This window comes from Streptomyces sp. NPDC019224 (assembly GCF_040632605.1).
Lineage (GTDB): Bacteria > Actinomycetota > Actinomycetes > Streptomycetales > Streptomycetaceae > Streptomyces.
This window is the reverse complement of record NZ_JBEYCF010000083.1, coordinates 1-18,528: the sequence shown is the minus strand read 5'-3', so window position 1 is coordinate 18,528 and position 18,528 is coordinate 1. Positions and strand designations below refer to the sequence as shown.

Below are 18,528 nucleotides of genomic sequence, written 5' to 3'. Positions count from 1 at the left end.
CCATGGACTGCGCGTCGTGCGGAGCGAGAACCAAGCACGCACTTCCCCTTTCGGAACGTACCTACACCTGCACCGCATGCGGGATCTCGTCCCCCAGGGACAAGAACTCCGCCCGCGTGATGCTGGTCCGGGCTGGTCTCAACCCGGCTGGTGCCGATCGTGTAAGAGCCGGCGGACCGCAGGTCCCCGGCCAACGTGAGCCAGGAATCCCCGCCCTTCTCTAGGGCGGGGAGGATGTCAATTGTTCTTGTCTTCGTCGAGGTTGTAGCTGCCCTCGCCCGGGCGCAGGGTGGTCGGGCTGTCGTCGGGGAGCAGGGCGAGGCGGACGTGTTCGGCGAAGGACTCCGCGTAGGCGACGCGCTGGGCGTCGTCGGTGTCCAGGGCGAAGGTGATCGGGACGGCCTCGGTGGGGCCGTCGGCGCGGTCCTCCGGGTCGGGTTCGAGGGAGGTGAGCCGGCCGACGTCGATGACCTTGGCGTTGGCCACGATGACGCGGGAGGTGGGGCTGTCCTTCTCGGTGCGGCCCGCGAACGTGGCGTAGATGTTGACGAGGTTGCCGGGCCTGATCTTGCCGGCGACGCCGGTCGCCGCGTCGATCATGATGGCGATCTCCTGCTGGCCCTTCTCCAGCTCGGGGCGGTCGACCAGCATGTCGTCCTGGAGGAGGGACCCCTTGTGCAGTTCGGTGACCGCGATCTTGCCGCGGAGGGCGGAGAGGTCGGTGACGGCGTTCCCGGAGAGCCAGCGCTCCGGCATCGAGATCTTCTCGAACTGGCTCGCCTCCAGGGGCCGGTAGGGCTCGATGGTGGTCTTCACCCGGTACGCGGTCACCTCGGGGCCGACCTTCGAGTTCACGTCACCGATCACCGAGAGCACGCCGGCGAAGGCCGCCAGGGCGCACAGGACCGACAGGAGGAGCAGGATGACGCCGCGGCGTTGCCGTGAATTCATGTGCGGAGCAACCTCGTTGGGGTGTGTGGGCCGACGGGCGGAGCGGGGCGGGGCTGCCGGGGGGCCTCAGGGGCTCAGGGCGGCGGGTCCGCGGGTGCGGGTCTCGGGCGGGTTCAGCGGGGCGTTGCACAGGCCGCAGCGGTCGCCGATGAGTTCGTTTCCGCACCAGGTGCAGACCTCTCTGCGCACCGAGGAGACCAGTTGGTGGATCAGCGAGACGTCGGGCAGGAAGGCGGCGAACTCGATCATCTTCGAGGTGCCCCACCAGCCGGGCGACTCGTCGGGCAGCACCGCCTCGTGCACCGCCCGCACCTGCCAGGCCGGGGCCAGGGTCCCGGTCACCCACTCGGACTGCGACTGCCCCCGGGCGACGAGGAGATCCGTGGCGAACCGGGGGCCGGCCAGCTCACCCGTACCGATCCTGACCAGCTGGGGTCCGGGGTTGGCCAGCACTCCGAACTGCGAGCCGGGAAGCCAGGACTTGGCGTGCGACTTGAGGCCGACCGGCACCCGGTCCAGCCGGGTCACGGAGTTGAGCAGCGCCCCGGCGTACACGTAGTGGGACAGCAGCCTGGCGGCGGACGCGATCACGCCGGCGCTGAAGTCGCAGACGGACAACTGCCGTAACTGGCGCACCAGTACGGCCACGCCGAGCGGCGGAAGATCCGACTTGAGCAGGGCGATCCGGTCGCTCTCCAGCACCGAGCGGACGGTGTGCAGGCGGCGCTCGTGCGCGGCCGGGATGCCGGACGGATAGACGGCGATGACGTGTCCGTGCTGCTCCAGGAGGAGCTGCATGTCGGCGATCGCCTGGTCGAGGGACTGTTCGCCGGGGGCGCGCAGGACGACCGCCGGGGGCGTCTGCTGGTCCTGCGGGGGCAGCACGAGGCCAGGACCGGTCACTGCTATGGCTGTCGGCACGCCGTTCCCCGTTCCTCGGGCCGCCGCGTACCGCCGGCCGCAATCGCTCCTGCCGGGGGCTTCCGCTCGGATGCTCCCGCCTGAGCACTTTATCCACGTACGGCAGGACAGAGAACACTTTCAAGAAGCCCGCGGAGCACGGGTGATGAGGTCTTCGGCGGCTTCCCGGAGACCGGACACCGCCAGAGGTCTTGACAACTCGATTGGTCTGGACCAGTTTATCGGCCAGCGGTGGCCACCGTTCCTCGATTCCACACCCCCGGCACCCCCCGTGCCGTCCCCCCGCCATCCCCGACTTCCCCCGGAGGCAGCAAGTGGATCGTTCCCCCGCACCGAGCCGCAGGAGACGCCGTACCCGCCCGGTCCTCGGCTCCGCCGTGGCCGTCGTCGCCGCCGGCGCCCTGACCCTCACCGGACTCGTGACCAGCGCCGAGGCCGCCGACGTCAACGTCGCCAGGAACGCCGGCTTCGAATCGGGTCTCGCCAACTGGACGTGCTCCGGAAACTCCGGCGCCACCGTCTCCTCCCCCGTGCACGGCGGCACCTCCGCCCTCAAGGCCACCCCGGCCGGCCAGGACAACGCCAAGTGCTCGCAGACCGTGGCCGTCAAGCCCAACTCCACGTACCAGCTCAGCTCCTGGGTCCAGGGCGGTTACGCCTACCTGGGGGCCAGCGGCACCGGGACCACCGACGTCTCGACGTGGACACCCGGCTCCACCGGCTGGACGCAGCTGAGGACCAGCTTCACGACCGGCGCGAACACCACGTCCGTCACCGTCTACACACACGGCTGGTACGGACAGGCCGCCTACCTCGTCGACGACTTCTCGGTCACCGGCCCCGACGGCGGCGGCGGCACCGACCCCGGCCCGTCGATCCCCGGCGCCCCGGCCGGACTGGCGGTCGGCACGGCCACCACGTCCTCCATCAACCTGTCCTGGAACGCGGTCTCCGGCGCGACCGGCTACACCGTCTACAAGGACGGCGTGAAGGCCACCACCTCCACCGGCGCCTCGGCGACCGTCACCGGTCTCGCGGCCGACACCGCCTACCAGTTCGCGGTCACCGCCACCAACGCGGCCGGTGAGTCCGTGAAGTCCGCGACCGTCAGCGGCCGCACCGCCAAGTCCGGCGGCGGCGAGCCCAACCCCGGAACCTCCGTGCCGAAGCACGCGGTCACCGGCTACTGGCAGAACTTCAACAACGGCGCGACCGTCCAGAAGCTCAGCGACGTGCCCGCGAACTACGACATCATCGCGGTCTCCTTCGCCGACGCGACGGCCACGCCCGGTGCCGTCACCTTCAACCTGGACACGGCCGGCCTGAACGGCTACACCGTCGCCCAGTTCAAGGCCGACATCAAGGCCAAGCAGGCGGCCGGCAAGAACGTCATCATCTCGGTCGGCGGCGAGAAGGGTTCGGTCTCCGTCAACAGCGACGCGTCCGCGGCCAACTTCGCCAACTCCGTCTACGCGCTCATCCAGGAGTACGGCTTCAACGGCGTCGACATCGACCTGGAGAACGGCCTCAACTCCACGTACATGACGAAGGCGCTGCGCTCGCTGTCGCAGAAGGCGGGCTCCGGCCTCGTCATCACGATGGCCCCGCAGACCATCGACATGCAGTCCACGGCGGGCGAGTACTTCAAGACGGCGCTCAACATCAAGGACATCCTGACCGTCGTCAACATGCAGTACTACAACAGCGGTTCGATGCTCGGCTGCGACGGCAAGGTCTACTCGCAGGGCTCGGTGGACTTCCTCACCGCGCTCGCCTGCATCCAGCTGGAGGGCGGCCTCGACCCCTCGCAGGTCGGCCTCGGCGTCCCCGCCTCCACCCGGGGCGCGGGCAGCGGCTACGTCGCCCCGTCGGTCGTGAACGCGGCCCTGGACTGCCTGGCCAAGGGCACCAACTGCGGCAGCTTCAAGCCCTCGAAGACCTACCCCGGCCTGCGCGGCGCGATGACCTGGTCGACGAACTGGGACGCCACGGCCGGCAACGCCTGGTCGAACGCGGTCGGCCCGCACGTCCACGGCCTGCCGTAAACCACACCCCCCAGGACCAGCAGCGCCGCCGCTCCCCCGGCGGCGCTGCTGCGTGTACGGGACAGGGCAGGCCGGCACCCGGGCGCCCGGCCTCCGCACCGGTAACGCAACAGTCCTGTACGAGAGTTGCCTCACCGCATGGCTGTCCGCGCCGGTACGTGGCACCGTTGTGGGGCGCGGTGCTGGGCGACAGGGGGAATGACATGGCCGGGGCGCGGATCGAAGCGCTGGGCGGGGACGATCCGGTGACGCTCGGGCCGTACCTGCTGCTGGGGCGGCTGGCGTCGGGCGGCATGGGCCGGATCTATCTGGCCCGGGGCGGCCAGGGGCTCGTCGCCGTGAAGACGCTGCTCGCGGAGGGCCGGGTCAGCGACACCGACCGGCGGCGCTTCGCCCGTGAGGTGGCGGTCGCCCAGCGGGTGGACAGCGCCTTCACCGCGCGCGTACGGGACGCCGACCCGGCCGCCGAACGCCCCTGGATGGCCATCGACTACATCGCCGCGCCCCCGCTCTCCGAACTGGTGCGCTCCTGCGGGGTGCTGCCCGCCTCGGCCGTACGGTGGATCGCGGCCGGCACCGCCCAGGCCCTGGTGACCCTGCACGGGGTGGGGATCGTCCACCGCGACGTGAAGCCGCAGAACGTGCTGCTGCCGCTGGACGGGCCCCGGGTCATCGACTTCGGCATCTCGCACGCCAGCGACCTCACCCTGACCGGCCTCACGCTGGGCACGATCGCCTTCACCTCGCCGGAGCAGGCGCGCGGCGAGGAGTCCACGGCCGCGTCCGACGTGTACTCGCTGGGCGCGACGCTCTTCCTGCTCGCCACCGGCCGGCCGCCCTACCGCGCGGACGGCGACACCCTGCGGCTGCTGGCCCGGGTACAGCGCGGCGAGCTCGACCTGACCGGCCTGCCCAAGGAACTGGTCGCGACGATCCGGCCCTGCCTGGCCGCGGAGCCCCGGCACCGCCCGGCCCCCGCCGAGCTGCTCGCCCGCTTCCGGGAGCAGCAGGCCGGGCTGCCGACGACGACGAGCGGCGCCCGGTGGCTGCCGCCGCGCTGGACGGCGCTGATCGACGCGTACGCGAACCAGGGCCTGGAGTGGGCCGCCGGCCGCTCGACGGACCCGTCCCACGCCCCGACCGTCACCCGGCGCACGCGCGTCGTCCCGCCGCCGCCCCCGACCCTGGTCTACTCGCCGGAGCGGCAGGCCAGGGCCGACCGCGACCGCACCCGCCGCGAGATGGCGGCCCTCGCGCACCTGGCCGAGCGCCAGCGCGCCGAACGCGAACAGTCGGAGCGCGAGGAGGCCGAACGCCTCGCGCGGCAGCAGGCCGAGCGGGCGGAACGGGACCGGGCCGAGGCGGCCCGGCGGGCCGAACGGGAACGCGCGGAGGCGGACCGGCGCGAGGCCGCGCGGCAGGAGGCGGCCCGGCGCGAGGCGGCCCGTCTGGAGGCCGAGCGCGCCGCCCGGGCCCGCGCCGCCCGGGAACGGGCCGAGCGCGAGCGCGCCGAGCGGGAACGGGCGGCCCGACAGCGCGCCGCCCGGGAACGGGCGGAGCGCGAGCGCGCCGAGCGGGACCGTGCCGCCCGGGTCCGGGCCACCTCGCCCACCCCCGGCCCGGCCGGCCCCCGGCCCGCGCGCACCGGCTCGTCGTCCGGTACCCCGACCCTGGGCTGGCTGCTCGCGCTGGCCGTCGTGGCCGCGCTGCTGACGTGGCAGCCGTGGGAGGGGACGGGCGGCTCGACGGGCGGCGGCAGCGCGTCCGGTTCCGTCACCTCGGGCAGCGGCCTCGACACGCACACCGACGACAGCACGGGCACCGACACGGACACCGGGAGCGGCGGCGGCTCGACGGACAGGAACCCGTCCGACTCCGACTCCGACTCCGACTCCGACGACACCGTCACCAAGGACCCGAGGCCGACCCCCACCCCCACGCCGACCCGGCGGCCGACCCCGAGGCCGAGACCCACCATGGACGCCACGGACCGCGCGTTCGCCGCCGTGCACGCGGGCGACTGCCTCAACGTGTACAACGACGGCTACGACAACATGAGCGCCGGCCGCCCGATCCGGGTGAGCTGCGGCTCCTCGAACGCGTACATGCACGTCAACCGGGTCAGCACCCGCACCGGCGCCTCCAGCTCCTGCTCCAGGGGGGCGGGCTTCACCTGGTGGAGCCGGTCGGGCGACGACGGGATCACGCGGACACTGTGCCTGGACCGGGTGTACCGGGCGGGCCAGTGCTTCCCGGCCGACGTCAACGGGGCGACCAACGCGGACCTGACGGTGGTGTGGCGCTGCAGCGCGTCGAAGGTGCCGAAGGCGGGCCAGTCGATCCTGCGGATCACCGGCTTCTACCGGGCCCCGAAGGCAGGCCAGAGCTGGACCTGCCCGGCGGGGCCCGGCGAGCGGTTCTGGTACTGGCAGGTCAACCAGGGCCGCAGCATCATCTGCGCCTCGGCGGCCTGACCCGTACGCGTACGGGCTCAGCCCAGCACGGCGAGGGCGTCGATCTCGATGAGCAGGCCCTTGGGGAGGCCGACGTAGACCGTGGTGCGCGCGGCGGGCGCCTCCTTGAGGCCCTGCTCGGCGAAGTACGCGTTGTAGATCTCGTTCATCTCGGCGAAGTGGTCCACGTCCGTGAGGTAGACGCGCATCATCATCACGTCGTCCCAGCTCGCGCCGCCCTCCTCCAGGATCGCCTTGACGTTGGCGAAGGTCTGGAGGGTCTGCTCGCGCAGGGTGGGGCCGGCCGGGGTGGGCGCCTGGCCCTCCACGGCGGGCAGGAAGCCGACCTGGCCGGCGACCTGGAGGATGTTGCCCTTGCGCACGCCGTGCGAGAACTTCGCCGGCGGGGTGGTGTGGGTGCTGGGGGTGAGCGCGGTCTTGTCGGTCATCGGGGATCAGGCTTTCTCGGGTCGGTTGCTGCCGGAGTACTCCCGGCTGATGGTGTCGGCGGTGCGACGGACCAGGGGGAGCAGGGTGAGGAGTTCCTCGGCCGTGACGACCACGTTCGGCGCGGAGACCGACATCGCGGCGACGACGCGCCCGTCGGCGCCGCGAATGGGGGCGGCGACGCAGTTGATGGACTCCTCGTGGCCGCCGAGGTCGGCGGCCCAGCCCTGTTCGCGTACGGCGGCGAGCTCCTTGAGGAACGCGGCGGCGCCGGGCGTCGAACGGGACGTGTACATGGGGTAGTCGAGCCTGTCGGCGATGGCGCGCCGCTCGGGTTCGCTCAGGTCGGCGAGGAGCAGCTTGGCCACGGCGGCGACGGTGATCGCGACGGGCTTGCCGATCCGCGAGTACATGCGGACCGGGTAGCGGCTCTCGACCTTGTCGATGTAGAGGACCTCGTTCTCCTCGTATACGGCGAGGTGGACGGTGTGCCCGCAGTGCCCGTTCAGCTCGACGAGGTGCGGGTGGGCGATCTCGCGTACGTCGAGGTTCTCGACGGCCTCCTGCGCGAGCGCGAACAGCCGGGAGCCGAGGCGGTAGCGCTGGTCCTGCTGCCGGTGGACGAGGCCGTGCTCGTGGAGCGTGCGGAGCAGGCGCAGCGCGGTGGACTTGTGGACGCCGAGACGGTCGGCGACCTGCCCGAGATCGGCGGGCCCCTGGGCGAGGAGCGGCAGGATGCTCAGCGCCCGGTCGACGGTCTGACTCATGCGCGTGCCCCGCTGTCCTCGGCCCGGCCTTCGCCGGTGACGCCCCTCTTGTCGAGTCGCTCGCTCATGTCGTACGTACCTCCGTGTCGTCCCCCGTCCAGCCGGGGCCGAGACGCAGTCTCCCCCAGGCGGCGTCGTCGAGGGCGGCGAGCCGGTCGGCCCGGTCGCGGGCGGGCGGCTCGGTGAGGTCGCCGGGCACGGTGAGGACGGCGGCGGCCATCAGGTGACCGTGCCGGGCGCGGGTGCGGACGGGGAGCCCGCGGAGGGTGGCGGAGAGGAACCCGGCGGCGAAGGCGTCGCCGGCGCCGACGGGGGCGACGACGTCGACGCGGAGGGCGGGGACGTGGGTGACGCTGTCACCGGCCGCGGCGGCACCGGGGTACTGTCCGCTGCGCGGAGCCTCTCCCCGCCCCGCCCCTTCCCGAACCGGGGCTCCGCCCCGGGCCCCGCTCCTCAATCGCCGGAGGGGCTCGTCCTCGGCCCGTCCGGCGACGGAGAACACCGTCGCACCCTCGGCCCCCCGCTTCACCACCACCATCGCCGGCTCCGGCATCGCCGCGCGGATCGCCTCCGCTCCCACGATCCCCCACGCCTCCTCCGCCTCGTCCTCACCGACGAAGACGAGATCCGCCCGGCGGGCCAGCTCCAGCAGGACCCGGGGGGACGTGTCCGTCCCCCGCCACAGCCCCGGCCGGTGGTTGACGTCGAACGAGATCAGGGGCCGCCCCGGCCGCACGGCCGTCAGCTCGCGCAGCAGGGCCAGGCAGTCGGCGGACAGCGCGGCGGTGATGCCGGAGAGGTGCAGGACCCGGCCGGCGAGCAGGGCCTCGTGCGGGACGTTGCCCGGCGACATCGCGGAGGCCGCGGACCCCGCCCGGTAGTACGCCACCTCGTGGACCTCCGCGGCCCGGTCCGTGGCCGTGCGGAAGTAGATCCCGGTGGGCCGGTGCGGATCGCGCCGCACGAAGGACGTGTCCACCCCGTACGCGGCGACCGCCTCCACGAGGTGGTCGCCGAAGCCGTCCGCCCCGACCCGGCTCACCCAGGCCGTCCGGTGCCCGGCCGCCGCGAGCGCGCAGGCCACGTTGGACTCGGCGCCGCCGATCCCCCGGCCGAAGGACGGCACGTCGGCGAGGCGCCCGGGCCGCGAGGGCAGGAACGTCACCATGGACTCACCGAGGCACACGGCCTCGGGGGTCGCGGCGCCGGTACCGGTCCTGGGCGTGGTTCCGGACACGCGGGGCTCCTCGGAGGTCGGACGACGGGCGGCGGCACCGGCACTCACCATTGACCGGGCGTCGGCTCGGATGTTAGACAGCCATGAGCGACATACGCAATGGGCGTTGCATATGCTGCAATCGCATCGCCGACCGGACCGAGGAGACCCCATGGCCGCCACGCACCACGTGACCGCTCTCGCCGACGAACCGGTCGACCACCGGTTCAAGGGCCTCCCGCCCGACGCCGAGGGCCTGACCGCCGGTGCCCTGGCCGCCGAGCGCCGCAACCTCTTCACCGGCGGGTTCACCACCCCGGTCCTCGCCCTGTCCGCCGAGTCCGTCGCGCACAACCTCGCGCTGCTGGAGACCTACGCCGAGCGCCACGGACTCGCCTTCGCCCCGCACGGCAAGACCTCGATGTCCCCGCAGCTGTTCGCCCGCCAGCTGGAGCACGGCGCGTGGGGCATCACGGCCGCGGTTCCCCACCAGGCGCGCGTCTACCGCGCGTTCGGGATCGGCCGGATCTTCCTCGCCAACGAGCTGGTCGACGCCGCCGCGCTGCGCTGGCTCGCGGGCGAGCTGGACGCCGACCCGGACTTCTCCTTCGTCTGTTACGTCGACTCCGTACGCGGGGTGGAGCTGATGGACGAGGCCCTGCGCGCGGCGGGCGCCTCCCGCCCGGTCGACGTGGTGGTGGAGCTGGGCGCGGGCGAGGGCGCGCGCACCGGCGCCAGGACCGAGGCGGACTGCGCCGCCGTGGCGGACGCGGTGGCGGGGGCGGCGACCCTGCGCCTGGTGGGCGTGGCGGGGTACGAGGGCGAGGTGCCGGAGGCGTCCGGCGAGCGGGTCCGGGACTGGCTGCGCCGGCTCGTCGCACTGGCCGCCGGCTTCGACGCGGCGGGCCGCTTCGCCGCGCTGGGGGCCGGCGAGCGCATCGTGATCAGCGCGGGCGGCAGCGCGTGGTTCGACGCGGTGGCGGACGTGTTCGCCGGGATCCCGGAGCTCTCCGCCCCCGTACTCAAGCTGCTGCGCTCGGGGGCGTACGTCTCGCACGACGACGGCCACTACCGCCACCTCACGCCGTTCAACCGCGTCCCGGAGGAAGGCGCGCTGCGGCCCGCGTTCCGGCTGTGGGCGCAGGTCGTGTCGCGCCCGTCCGCCGGGCAGGCGTTCCTCAACGCCGGCAAGCGGGACGCGGCCTACGACCTGGACCTGCCCGAGGCGCAGGTGGTGCGCTCGGGGCGGGACGGCTCGGTGCGGGCGGCCGAGGGCATCACCGTCACGGGCCTGTCGGACCAGCACACCTGGGTGCGCACGGACGAGGGCGCCCGGCTGGAGGTCGGGGACTGGGTGGGCATGGGTCTGTCCCACCCGTGCACGAGCTTCGACAAGTGGCAGCTGATCCCGCTCGTGGAGGCGGACGGCACGGTCACCGACTTCGTCCGCACGTTCTTCTGAGCGTTCCGAGCGTTCCGAGCGCCTCCGGCGATTAAGGCACCCCATGGACCTCGTCATCCGCGACGCCCGCGTCATCGACGGCACCGCGAGCCCCTCGTACCGCGCCGACGTGGCCGTCACCGACGGCCGCATCGCGGAGATCCACCGCGAGGACTCCCCCGGCCCCCGCCCCACGGGAAGCCGCACCCTGGACGCCGGCGGCCTCGCCCTGTCCCCCGGCTTCATCGACATGCACGCCCACAGCGACCTGGCGCTGCTGCGCGACCCCGACCACAGCGCGAAGGCCGCGCAGGGCGTCACGCTGGAGGTCCTGGGCCAGGACGGCCTGTCGTACGCCCCCGTGGACGACCGCACGCTCGCCCAGGTCCGCCGCACCATCTCCGGGTGGAACGGCGACGGCACGGACATCGACTTCGACTGGCGCACCGTCGGCGGCTACCTCGACCGCCTCGACCGCAACTTCGGCGGGCAGGGCATCGCCGTCAACGCCGCCTACCTGATCCCGCAGGGCACGGTCCGGATGTACGCGGTCGGCTGGGACGACCGGCCCGCCACCGCCGCCGAACTGGACCGGATGCGCCGACTCGTCGACCAGGGCATGCGCGAGGGCGCCGTCGGCATGTCGTCGGGCCTCACCTACACCCCCGGCATGTACGCGGACGACGCCGAACTCACCGAACTCTGCCGGGTGGTGGCCGCGCACGGCGGCTACTACTGCCCGCACCACCGCTCGTACGGCGCCGGCGCGCTGGAGGCGTACGAGGAGATGGTGCGGCTCACCCGCAGCGCGGGCTGTTCCCTGCACCTCGCCCACGCGACCATGAACTTCGGAGTGAACAAGGGCCGCGCGCCGGAGCTGCTCGCCCTCCTGGACGACGCGCTCGAGGCGGGCGCCGACATCTCCCTCGACACCTACCCGTACACCCCCGGCTCCACCACCCTCGTCGCGATGCTGCCCAGCTGGGCGAGCGAGGGCGGCCCGGAAGCGGTCCTGGCCCGGCTGGCCGACCCGGACACGGCCGCCCGCATCCGCCACGACCTGGAGGTGGTCGGGTCGGACGGCTGCCACGGGGTGCCGATCGAGTGGGACACCATCGAGATCGCGGGCGTCAGCGAGCCCGCGTCGTCCGGATACGTCGGTCGTACGGTCGCCGAATCCGCGCGGCTGCGCGGCGAGGAGCCCTGGGCGACCGCGCGGCGGCTGCTGGTGGAGGACCGGCTCGGGACGACGATCCTCCAGCACGTGGGCCACGAGGAGAACGTCCGGCAGATCATGCGCCACCGCGTGCACACGGGCGGCAGCGACGGCATCCTCCAGGGCGACAAGCCGCACCCCCGCGCGTACGGCACCTTTCCCCACTACCTGGGGCGTTACGCACGCGAGCTGGGCGTCCTCTCCCCCGAGGAGTGCGTCGCCCACCTCACCTCCCGCCCGGCGGCCCGGCTGCGGCTCCCCGACCGGGGGTTCGTACGCGAGGGCTACCGCGCCGACCTGGTCCTCTTCGACCCGGCGACGGTGGCGGCGGGCTCGACGTTCGACGAGCCCCGCGCCCTGCCGTACGGCATCCCGCACGTGCTGATCGACGGCCGCTTCGTGATCGAGGACGGCCGGCGCACACAGGTGCTGGCGGGGCGGTCCGTGCGGGGCGGGGGCCGCCGGCGGGGCTGAGCGGGAGACCCGCGTTCGGGGCCGCCCGGTGACCGGATCCTGCCAGCGCCGCACCGGAAGATGCCATCGCGGCCGCGTTCCGCGGCCGGGGCGGGGTGGAATCGTAGTGCCGTCGGGCTCAGCACACGCACGGTTCGGAGGAGACTTCGATGGCACAGACCGACGGAGCCCCCGTCATGGTCCCGGTCACGGATCTCGGCGCAGGGGACTCACCGAGGCTGAGAGGGCTCGACCTCGCCCACGTCCAATTGCTCGCCGAGAACCTCGACGACCTTCCTCCCCTGTTGGTGCAGCGTTCGACGATGCGGATCGTGGACGGACGGCATCGTCTCGCCGCCGCCAGGTTGCGCGGCGCGCGGATGCTTCCCGTGCGCTGGTTCGACGGGTCCGACGCGGAGGCCTTCGTCGCCGCCGTCCGCGTCAACACCGGACAGGGGCTGCCCCTCGCCGGTCATGAGCGCTCGAATGCCGCGGAACGGATCCTGAGCTCGCATCCGGACCGGTCGGACCGGTGGATAGCGGCGATCTGCGGAATGGCCCCCCGCACGGTCGCCGCGCTGCGGCTCCGGCGTTCAACCGGTGACGAGCAGCAGTCGGACGTCCGGACGGGCCGGGACGGCCGGCGCCGGCCCCTCTCGGCGCAGGCCGGACGCCGGATCGCGGCGGAGATCATGCGGCAGAACCCGCAGGCGAGCCTGCGGACGGTGGCGCAACAGGCCGGTATCTCCGTGGGTACGGCACTGGACGTACGTCGGAGACTGGCGGAGGAGACCGGTTCGGCCGCCCCCCTCCCGCCCCGGGTCGCGGGGCCCGCACCGGCTGCGGGTCCCGCCGCGCCAGCCCTCTGCCCGCAGACGATCAGAGGTGAGCTGTCCCGCCTCATCCGGGATCCGTCATTGAAGTACAGCGGTCAGGGCCGGGCGTTGCTGCGTCTCGCGGCCGCGACGCTGGCCTTCACCGAGCAGGCCGAGACGATCGCCGGGGCGACGGCGGACCACTCGCGGGAGTCCCTGGGCCTGATCGCCCGGGCGTGCGCGGAAGGGTGGACGCGTTTCGGGGAGTGCGTCGTCTCGGATGCGGACAGCGTGGCCTGACTCCCCCTCCCGCGGCCTCATCCCACCGCTGCGCCGATCGGGCCGCGCACCCGGCCCGCCGGCCTTCCGGCCGTCAGCAAGGAGGACCCCAGCGGGGTCAGCGTGTGCAGTACGGACGCGGAATGACGGTGGCTGACCAGCAGGCCGGCATTGCGCAGCGCGGTGGCGTGCTGACTGGCCGACGAGTCGGAGATCCCCGTGAAACGGGCGAGTTCGCCCGTCGTGGCGCCGGTCCTGGAGGCGGCGGCGCGCAGTACGGCGGCCCGGGTGCGTCCCAGAAGAGCCGCGAGCGGCTCCCCCGGGCCTTGGCCCCCGTGAGTCGGCTGGGGTTCTCCGTGCTTCAGGGGATACACGAGGACGGGCTCCAGTTCCGGGTCGAGGAGGGTCACCGGACTGCCCCAGCAGAAGTAGGAAGGGATCAGCCGGAGGCCTCGTCCGTCCAGGTGGAGATCGCGGTCCACCGGGTAACCGAGGTGCAGCACGGGCGGCTTCCACTGCGCACCGCCCGGTGTCCGGAGCAGCCTGTCGATCCCCCCGTCGAGCAAGGTCCGGGCGCGAATGGACCGTTCGGCCTCGAACAGGGCGTGAATCTCCTCGCTGTGGGGGGCTATGACCGTGTCGTGGTAGGCGCGAAGGGTCCGGACCAGATGGGCCCGGTCCTCTCGCCCTCCGAGCCGGGCGGCCCACGAGGGGCCGCCGCCGACGGTGAGCCGTCTCGTCTCCTCCAGCACCCGGTCCGGGGCCGCCGCGATGATTCCCCGCAGCCCGGCTTCGAGCCCTTCGGCGGACTCGGCCGGGGTGAGGAAGTCGGGGAAGTAGCCGCTTCGCGGAACGAGTGGGAGCAGCAGGTTCCGGACCCGGCTCGCGAGGCCTTCCTCGTGCAGCCGGACCCGCGCCGTGCGGTACCAGGGGGCGTAGGTCCGGCGCCGTTGACCGGCGCGCAGCCGATGGAGGCTCAGACAGACCTCCCACAGCGGGTCGGGCGCCGGCGTCATCCGGATCCGGACCAGATCCGCGGCGGTGAAATGGATACGAAGCATCTTCCTCCCCCTGGCGTTCCTGCGCTTTTTAAGCAGAACCGAAAACTCTGTGCCCGCATACTCGCCCCCTCGATACTTGCAGGGCAATTGAACGCGGTCGGCGCGCCGCATCAGATGTAGGGGAGCTCGCATCACATGAGGCGGAAGGTTTCCATCTCCGTAGCAGTCGCGGCAGCAGCCTGCATCACTGCGGGCTGTGGATCGGGGACGGGTGGCGGGACGAACTCCACGGAGCGTCCGAAAGGGGAGACCGTCGCCATTTCGGACAGTAAGCTCCGGGATCTCACCGTGCCCGAGGAGAGGGAAATCGAGAAGGCCGAGCAGATCCTTGTCAAGGCGTGCATGGAGAACAGGGGTTTCAAGTACTGGGTCGAGCCGGTGACGAGTGCCGATGCGCGCAGAGTCGGCCGCTACGCGAACGACGACGTGGCGTGGGCCAAAAAGTACGGCTACGGCCGGCCCTTCGACGAAGCGGCGGAGAAGGCACGCGGGGAGAGCCCCAACGTCCGGTACCCCAACTCGCTTCCGCAACAGGACCGCATCCGCTACAGCCTGGCCCTCGACGGCGACTACGACGACGTCGTGCGGGTCGAACTACCCGCCGGCGGCACCGTCGAGACCCCCAGGAAAGGCTGCTGGGCGGAAACGCGAACCCGGCTCTACGGGGACGCAGAGAAGTGGTTCAAGGCCAAGAAGACCGTGACGAGCCTGACACCGATCTATGTGCCAGAAATCCTCGCGGCCGATCGGCTGAAAAAGGCGGTCGCCGCCTGGTCGTCCTGCATGGAGGAAGCAGGCAGGCCCTTCTCCTCCCCGGAGGAACTCGGGGCGAAGCGAGACGCAGCCACCGCGCATATGAATTCTCGGGAAGCCCGCGAGTTCGACATCGCACTCGCGGTGACCGATGCCGGATGCTCCTCCAGGACATCCCTGGGGCGGATCGCGCGCGACATGGAGACCCAGTACCGTTCGAAACTTCTGAAGAAGTACGCCACGGAGAATTCCGCCTACCAGCGCATGCGGCTTACCGCACTCGCCCGAGCCCGAGATCTCAAGAACCGGTGAGTCCGCTCTCCCGGAATTCAAAGTCACCCAAAGATTTCCGCGGCACAGCGGCCGCGGATCGTTCCGAGCACCTGAGATGAAGGAGAACTGTCCATGCGCAAGGCACTCATCGCCCTGACGACCATCGCCGTGGCATCGCTCGGCGCCGTCGTCCCCGCTTCGGCCGCCGAGGCCGCGGGCTGCGCCAGCGCCAAGTCCGCAGCACTGTCCGGCTACATGTACGCCTACGACAGCATCAACTGCAGCGGACATCTCGGTCACGCCAAGGGCGACGACCTGGACTGGGGCGACTCCGCCGGCAGCTTCCAGGGCTCCGACACCAACAGGGCGTCATCGATCCTCAACAAGGGCGTCAACTACGAGGTCGCGTTCTACAACGGCACCGGTTCGGGCGGCGGCGGGTACATCTGTCTCAGCAGGGCCGAGGGCTACGCCTCGAACCTGACCGACGACTACTTCACCACTGGTTACTCCGCGAACAACAGCATCAGCAGCCACAAGTGGTCCGCCCACTCCAGCTGCTCCAACTGGGCGGTCTGACCTTCAGGTCCGAAACGCACCGCGCCCCGCACCCGTGCCGAACCGCCCCGGCCCGCCGGCCTGTTCCCGGCGGGCCGGGGCGCGTCCCACCATCAACTCCCCTGCCCCCATTGGCTCTCACCCCGTGTCCGCTCTGCCCCTGGCCCGGCCCCACGGAAGCTTTACCGCGTACTTGCCCCACTCATACACTCCGTCGAGGATCTGGAGATCACTCGGCCGCCCCAGGCCGAACGGTTCACACGGAGTGCCCTCATTGACTGAGTACAAAATGCTCGTACTCGGGTTGTCGAGCATCGAGGAAGACGTTTACCGGCACCTGCTCCGCAACCCCGGCATCGACGTGGAGGACATCCACGTCCTGCTCCGTCACGAGGCCGAACCGACCCGCCGCTCCGTCCGGCGGCTGCGTGAACTGAAGATCATTCAGGACGTCGACGGCGTGACCCGGGCCTGCGAGCCCGAGCTCGTGGTCGCGCGTCTCGCAGAGCAACGGCTCGAGGAGCTCTACGACGACATCCGGTCGCTGACCCATCTGCGCCCCCTGCTCGACTCGCTGGGACGCGAGATACCCGAGCCCGATTCGGGCGAGGACCGGCGGTCGGTCGAGCGGATCACCGGACTGGAGGCGATCCGTACGCGCCTCGACGAGTTGGCCTTCTTCGCGCGGGAGGAAGTGCTCGCCGCCGAGCCCTACGACGCGCTCACGCCCGAGAACATCGAAAACTCCCGGCCGCTGGACATGCGCTGTCTGCGTCGCGGCGTCAGCTGCCGCAGCCTGATCCGCAGGGCCGCCCTGGAGGACGGCCCCACTCGCGCCTATCTCACGGAACTCACCGCGGCGGGTGCGCGGATCAGGGTGCTCGACGAACTGAACGAACTGATGCTCGTGTACGACCACCACACCGCACTGGTGCCCCTGGACCCCGCCAACACGGCCAAAGGGGCTCTGTGTTCACAGGAGGAGGGAATCGTCACCACCGTCGTGAACAACTTCGAACGGCTCTGGGCAGGGGCGGACGACCTCACGTCCCTGCTCGAACAGCGCGGCGAGGAGACGGGCGGTTCGGGACTCACAGAGACCCAGGGGAAGGTGCTGCGTCTGATGTGCACGGTCGGCAAGGACGAGATCGGCGCGCGGGAGGCGGGCGTCGCCCTGCGTACCTATCGTCGCCACATCTCGGATCTGATGCAGCTGCTGGGCGCGGAGAACCGCGCCCATGCGGCGCTGCTCGCCCGGGAGCGCGGCTGGGTCTGAGGTGCCCTCGGCTCCCGCACCCGCCCGGGACATCGGCGATCCCAGGTCCCGGCGGCCGCTCCGTCCCGCTCAGGTGCAGCTGACGGGCGGCTTGTCCTGCCATCCGTTGATCGGGCCACGGCACGGGGCGTCCAGGGGTGAGTCGGCCAACTGCCGCACCTCGGCCCCCGCACCGCCCACCCGGCCCTCGGCTCCGGTGACGGACCAGGCTGCCCCGGTCAGTGCGAGGGTCACGAGAGCCGCTCCCGCAACGATTCCACGCGTCCCGCCGAAGATCGCACTCATCATGTCTTCCCTCACTCCGCCCGGCACCCGGGCCTCGTACAGCCGGGTGTCATGGGTGAACAGCTCCGCGCCAGTCTGGCAGCCGTGACACCGGCGCCGGGTGGGTCCGGCGCGGCAGCCTCCTGCCAACCTCCCTGCAGGATCCTGCCGCGCCTCGCAGGGTCTTCGGCGTCAGGACTTCGGCACCGTACAAGCCCATACGGCTCCGGTCGAAGGGACGGTCGACGAGCCGGAAGGGCGGCGGACCGAGCCCCTCCAGGCCCACTCTCCCCCGAGGGGTTAGACGCCCCCGTTGCGGCTGTACGTGCGCTTCCGGTACCCGGCCGGGGCGGTCGGCGCGCCCGGTCGAGGGCCCCGGCGGCGGGGGCGCACCGGTTTCCCCGACCGCAGCCAGGGCAACCGGGTGTCATGGATATCTCTGCGGCAGCCTCGAGGAGTCACGGAAAGGCGCGACAGGCCGGAAACAGCACAGCCGTGGAGGCGGCCGGCCGGGCGGGGTTCGCGGCACGCGGGGTCATCTACTTCCTGGTCGGCTTCCTCGCCCTGCACATCGCGTTCGGCGACGGCGGAAAGCAGGCGGACCGGGGCGGTGCGCTCGCGGAGATCGCACAGAAGCCCTTCGGCCATGTGCTGCTCTGGGTCCTGGGCGTCGCGCTGGCGGGCATGGCCCTGTGGCGGCTGTCCGAGGCGGCCTTCGGCGCGGCGGGCCCGGACGGGCACAAGGCGACCAAGCGGCTGGCCTCGGGCGGACGCGCCGTCTTCTACGCCTTCGTGTCCTACTCGGTCCTGATGTTCGCCGCCGGTGACAAGGGCAGCGGCAGCGGCCAGGGCGACGCCCGCTCGCGGGACGTCACCGCCCGGGTGCTGGACATGCCCGGCGGGCGCTGGCTGGTGGGCGCGGCCGGGGTGGGCATCGCCTGTGCGGGCCTGTGGATCGCGGGCCGCGCGGCGCTGCACACGTTCCACAAGCACCTGCGGATGGGCGACATGTCGCGGACCATGCGCCGGGCCGTGGACACCACCGGCGTCTTCGGCGGTGTCAGCCGCGGGCTCGTCTTCGCGGTCGCGGGAGGTTTCGCGGTCTCGGCGGCGGTGAAGGCACGCTCCGGCGAGGCCAGGGGCATGGACGACACCCTGCGGTCCTTCAGCACCACTCCGGCCGGCCCGTGGCTGCTGGGCCTCATCGCGGCGGGCCTGGTCGCCTTCGGCCTGTTCTCCCTCGCGAACGCCCGGTGGCGCAAGCTCTGAACCGGGTGACGCGTGAGAGGGGGGGGGGGCGGGCGGCCCCCCCCCCCCCCACGAAAACCCCGGCCACGCG

17 protein-coding genes are annotated in these 18,528 nt (G+C 72.1%); 10 read left to right on the top strand and 7 right to left on the bottom strand.

From position 1 onward, the window contains the following. Positions 1-224: zinc ribbon domain-containing protein (locus tag ABZ564_RS31710; RefSeq protein WP_360862815.1), on the top strand; the 224-nt coding region annotated here is incomplete at its 5' end. A 13-nt stretch (positions 225-237) separates the two neighbouring features. Here ABZ564_RS31710 and cpaB read toward each other — a convergent pair. Further along, positions 238-951, bottom strand: coding sequence for a Flp pilus assembly protein CpaB (gene cpaB, locus ABZ564_RS31705; RefSeq protein WP_360862813.1), 714 nt, complete (start codon positions 949-951; stop codon positions 238-240). Between the two features lie 66 nt (positions 952-1,017). Continuing rightward, positions 1,018-1,854, bottom strand: coding sequence for a hypothetical protein (locus ABZ564_RS31700; RefSeq protein ID WP_360862818.1), 837 nt, complete (start codon positions 1,852-1,854; stop codon positions 1,018-1,020). A 332-nt stretch (positions 1,855-2,186) separates the two neighbouring features. Here ABZ564_RS31700 and ABZ564_RS31695 point away from each other — a divergent pair, with 332 nt between their 5' ends. Next, positions 2,187-3,917 (top strand): glycoside hydrolase family 18 protein, encoded by a 1,731-nt coding sequence (locus ABZ564_RS31695; RefSeq protein ID WP_360862811.1) that lies wholly within the window; start codon positions 2,187-2,189, stop codon positions 3,915-3,917. A 203-nt stretch (positions 3,918-4,120) separates the two neighbouring features. Beyond that, positions 4,121-6,391: a protein kinase gene (locus ABZ564_RS31690; protein WP_360862810.1), complete on the top strand. Its 2,271-nt coding sequence runs from the start codon at positions 4,121-4,123 to the stop codon at positions 6,389-6,391. Between the two features lie 17 nt (positions 6,392-6,408). Here the strand turns inward: ABZ564_RS31690 and ABZ564_RS31685 are convergent, their stop codons facing one another. The 3 genes from ABZ564_RS31685 to ABZ564_RS31675 all read right to left on the bottom strand — a co-directional run bounded on the left by ABZ564_RS31685 (position 6,409) and on the right by ABZ564_RS31675 (position 8,872). Next, the gene (locus ABZ564_RS31685; protein ID WP_360862808.1) at positions 6,409-6,819 is read right to left on the bottom strand and encodes a RidA family protein; all 411 of its coding nucleotides are present in this window, start codon (positions 6,817-6,819) and stop codon (positions 6,409-6,411) included. 6 nt (positions 6,820-6,825) lie between these two features. Beyond that, positions 6,826-7,584 carry an IclR family transcriptional regulator gene (locus tag ABZ564_RS31680; protein ID WP_360862806.1) on the bottom strand — a complete coding sequence of 253 codons (759 nt, stop codon included), beginning with the start codon at positions 7,582-7,584 and terminating at the stop codon, positions 6,826-6,828. 64 nt (positions 7,585-7,648) lie between these two features. Next, positions 7,649-8,872, bottom strand: a complete 1,224-nt coding sequence (locus ABZ564_RS31675; protein ID WP_360862805.1) for a sugar kinase — start codon at positions 8,870-8,872, stop codon at positions 7,649-7,651. A 100-nt stretch (positions 8,873-8,972) separates the two neighbouring features. On the opposite strand from ABZ564_RS31675, the gene ABZ564_RS31670 reads away from it, so the two are divergent. From ABZ564_RS31670 to ABZ564_RS31660, 3 genes are all read left to right on the top strand, one after another. Beyond that, a complete protein-coding gene (locus ABZ564_RS31670) occupies positions 8,973-10,262 on the top strand; it encodes an alanine racemase (RefSeq protein WP_360862803.1) in 1,290 nt (429 codons plus the stop codon). Between the two features lie 43 nt (positions 10,263-10,305). After that, positions 10,306-11,931 carry a D-aminoacylase gene (locus tag ABZ564_RS31665; protein ID WP_360862801.1) on the top strand — a complete coding sequence of 542 codons (1,626 nt, stop codon included), beginning with the start codon at positions 10,306-10,308 and terminating at the stop codon, positions 11,929-11,931. 149 nt (positions 11,932-12,080) lie between these two features. Next, positions 12,081-13,025 (top strand): ParB N-terminal domain-containing protein, encoded by a 945-nt coding sequence (locus ABZ564_RS31660; RefSeq protein WP_360862800.1) that lies wholly within the window; start codon positions 12,081-12,083, stop codon positions 13,023-13,025. A 17-nt stretch (positions 13,026-13,042) separates the two neighbouring features. On the opposite strand, the gene ABZ564_RS31655 is transcribed toward ABZ564_RS31660, so the two are convergent. Next, a complete protein-coding gene (locus tag ABZ564_RS31655) occupies positions 13,043-14,065 on the bottom strand; it encodes a helix-turn-helix domain-containing protein (RefSeq protein WP_360862798.1) in 1,023 nt (340 codons plus the stop codon). 135 nt (positions 14,066-14,200) lie between these two features. Here ABZ564_RS31655 and ABZ564_RS31650 point away from each other — a divergent pair, with 135 nt between their 5' ends. The 3 genes from ABZ564_RS31650 (at position 14,201) to ABZ564_RS31640 (ending at position 16,925) form a co-directional block, all read left to right on the top strand. Then, on the top strand, positions 14,201-15,130 hold the full coding sequence (locus tag ABZ564_RS31650) for a hypothetical protein (protein ID WP_360862796.1): 930 nt from the start codon (positions 14,201-14,203) through the stop codon (positions 15,128-15,130). Between the two features lie 93 nt (positions 15,131-15,223). Beyond that, entirely contained in the window at positions 15,224-15,670 is a 447-nt protein-coding gene (locus ABZ564_RS31645) for a hypothetical protein (protein ID WP_360862795.1), read from the top strand. 268 nt (positions 15,671-15,938) lie between these two features. Then, positions 15,939-16,925, top strand: coding sequence for a helix-turn-helix transcriptional regulator (locus ABZ564_RS31640; RefSeq protein ID WP_360862816.1), 987 nt, complete (start codon positions 15,939-15,941; stop codon positions 16,923-16,925). 69 nt (positions 16,926-16,994) lie between these two features. Here the strand turns inward: ABZ564_RS31640 and ABZ564_RS31635 are convergent, their stop codons facing one another. After that, positions 16,995-17,159 (bottom strand): hypothetical protein, encoded by a 165-nt coding sequence (locus ABZ564_RS31635; protein ID WP_360862793.1) that lies wholly within the window; start codon positions 17,157-17,159, stop codon positions 16,995-16,997. Positions 17,160-17,618: 459 nt separating this feature from the next. Between ABZ564_RS31635 and ABZ564_RS31630 the strand changes: the two genes are divergently transcribed. Further along, positions 17,619-18,458 (top strand): DUF1206 domain-containing protein, encoded by an 840-nt coding sequence (locus ABZ564_RS31630; protein WP_360862791.1) that lies wholly within the window; start codon positions 17,619-17,621, stop codon positions 18,456-18,458. Positions 18,459-18,528 lie beyond the last annotated feature (70 nt).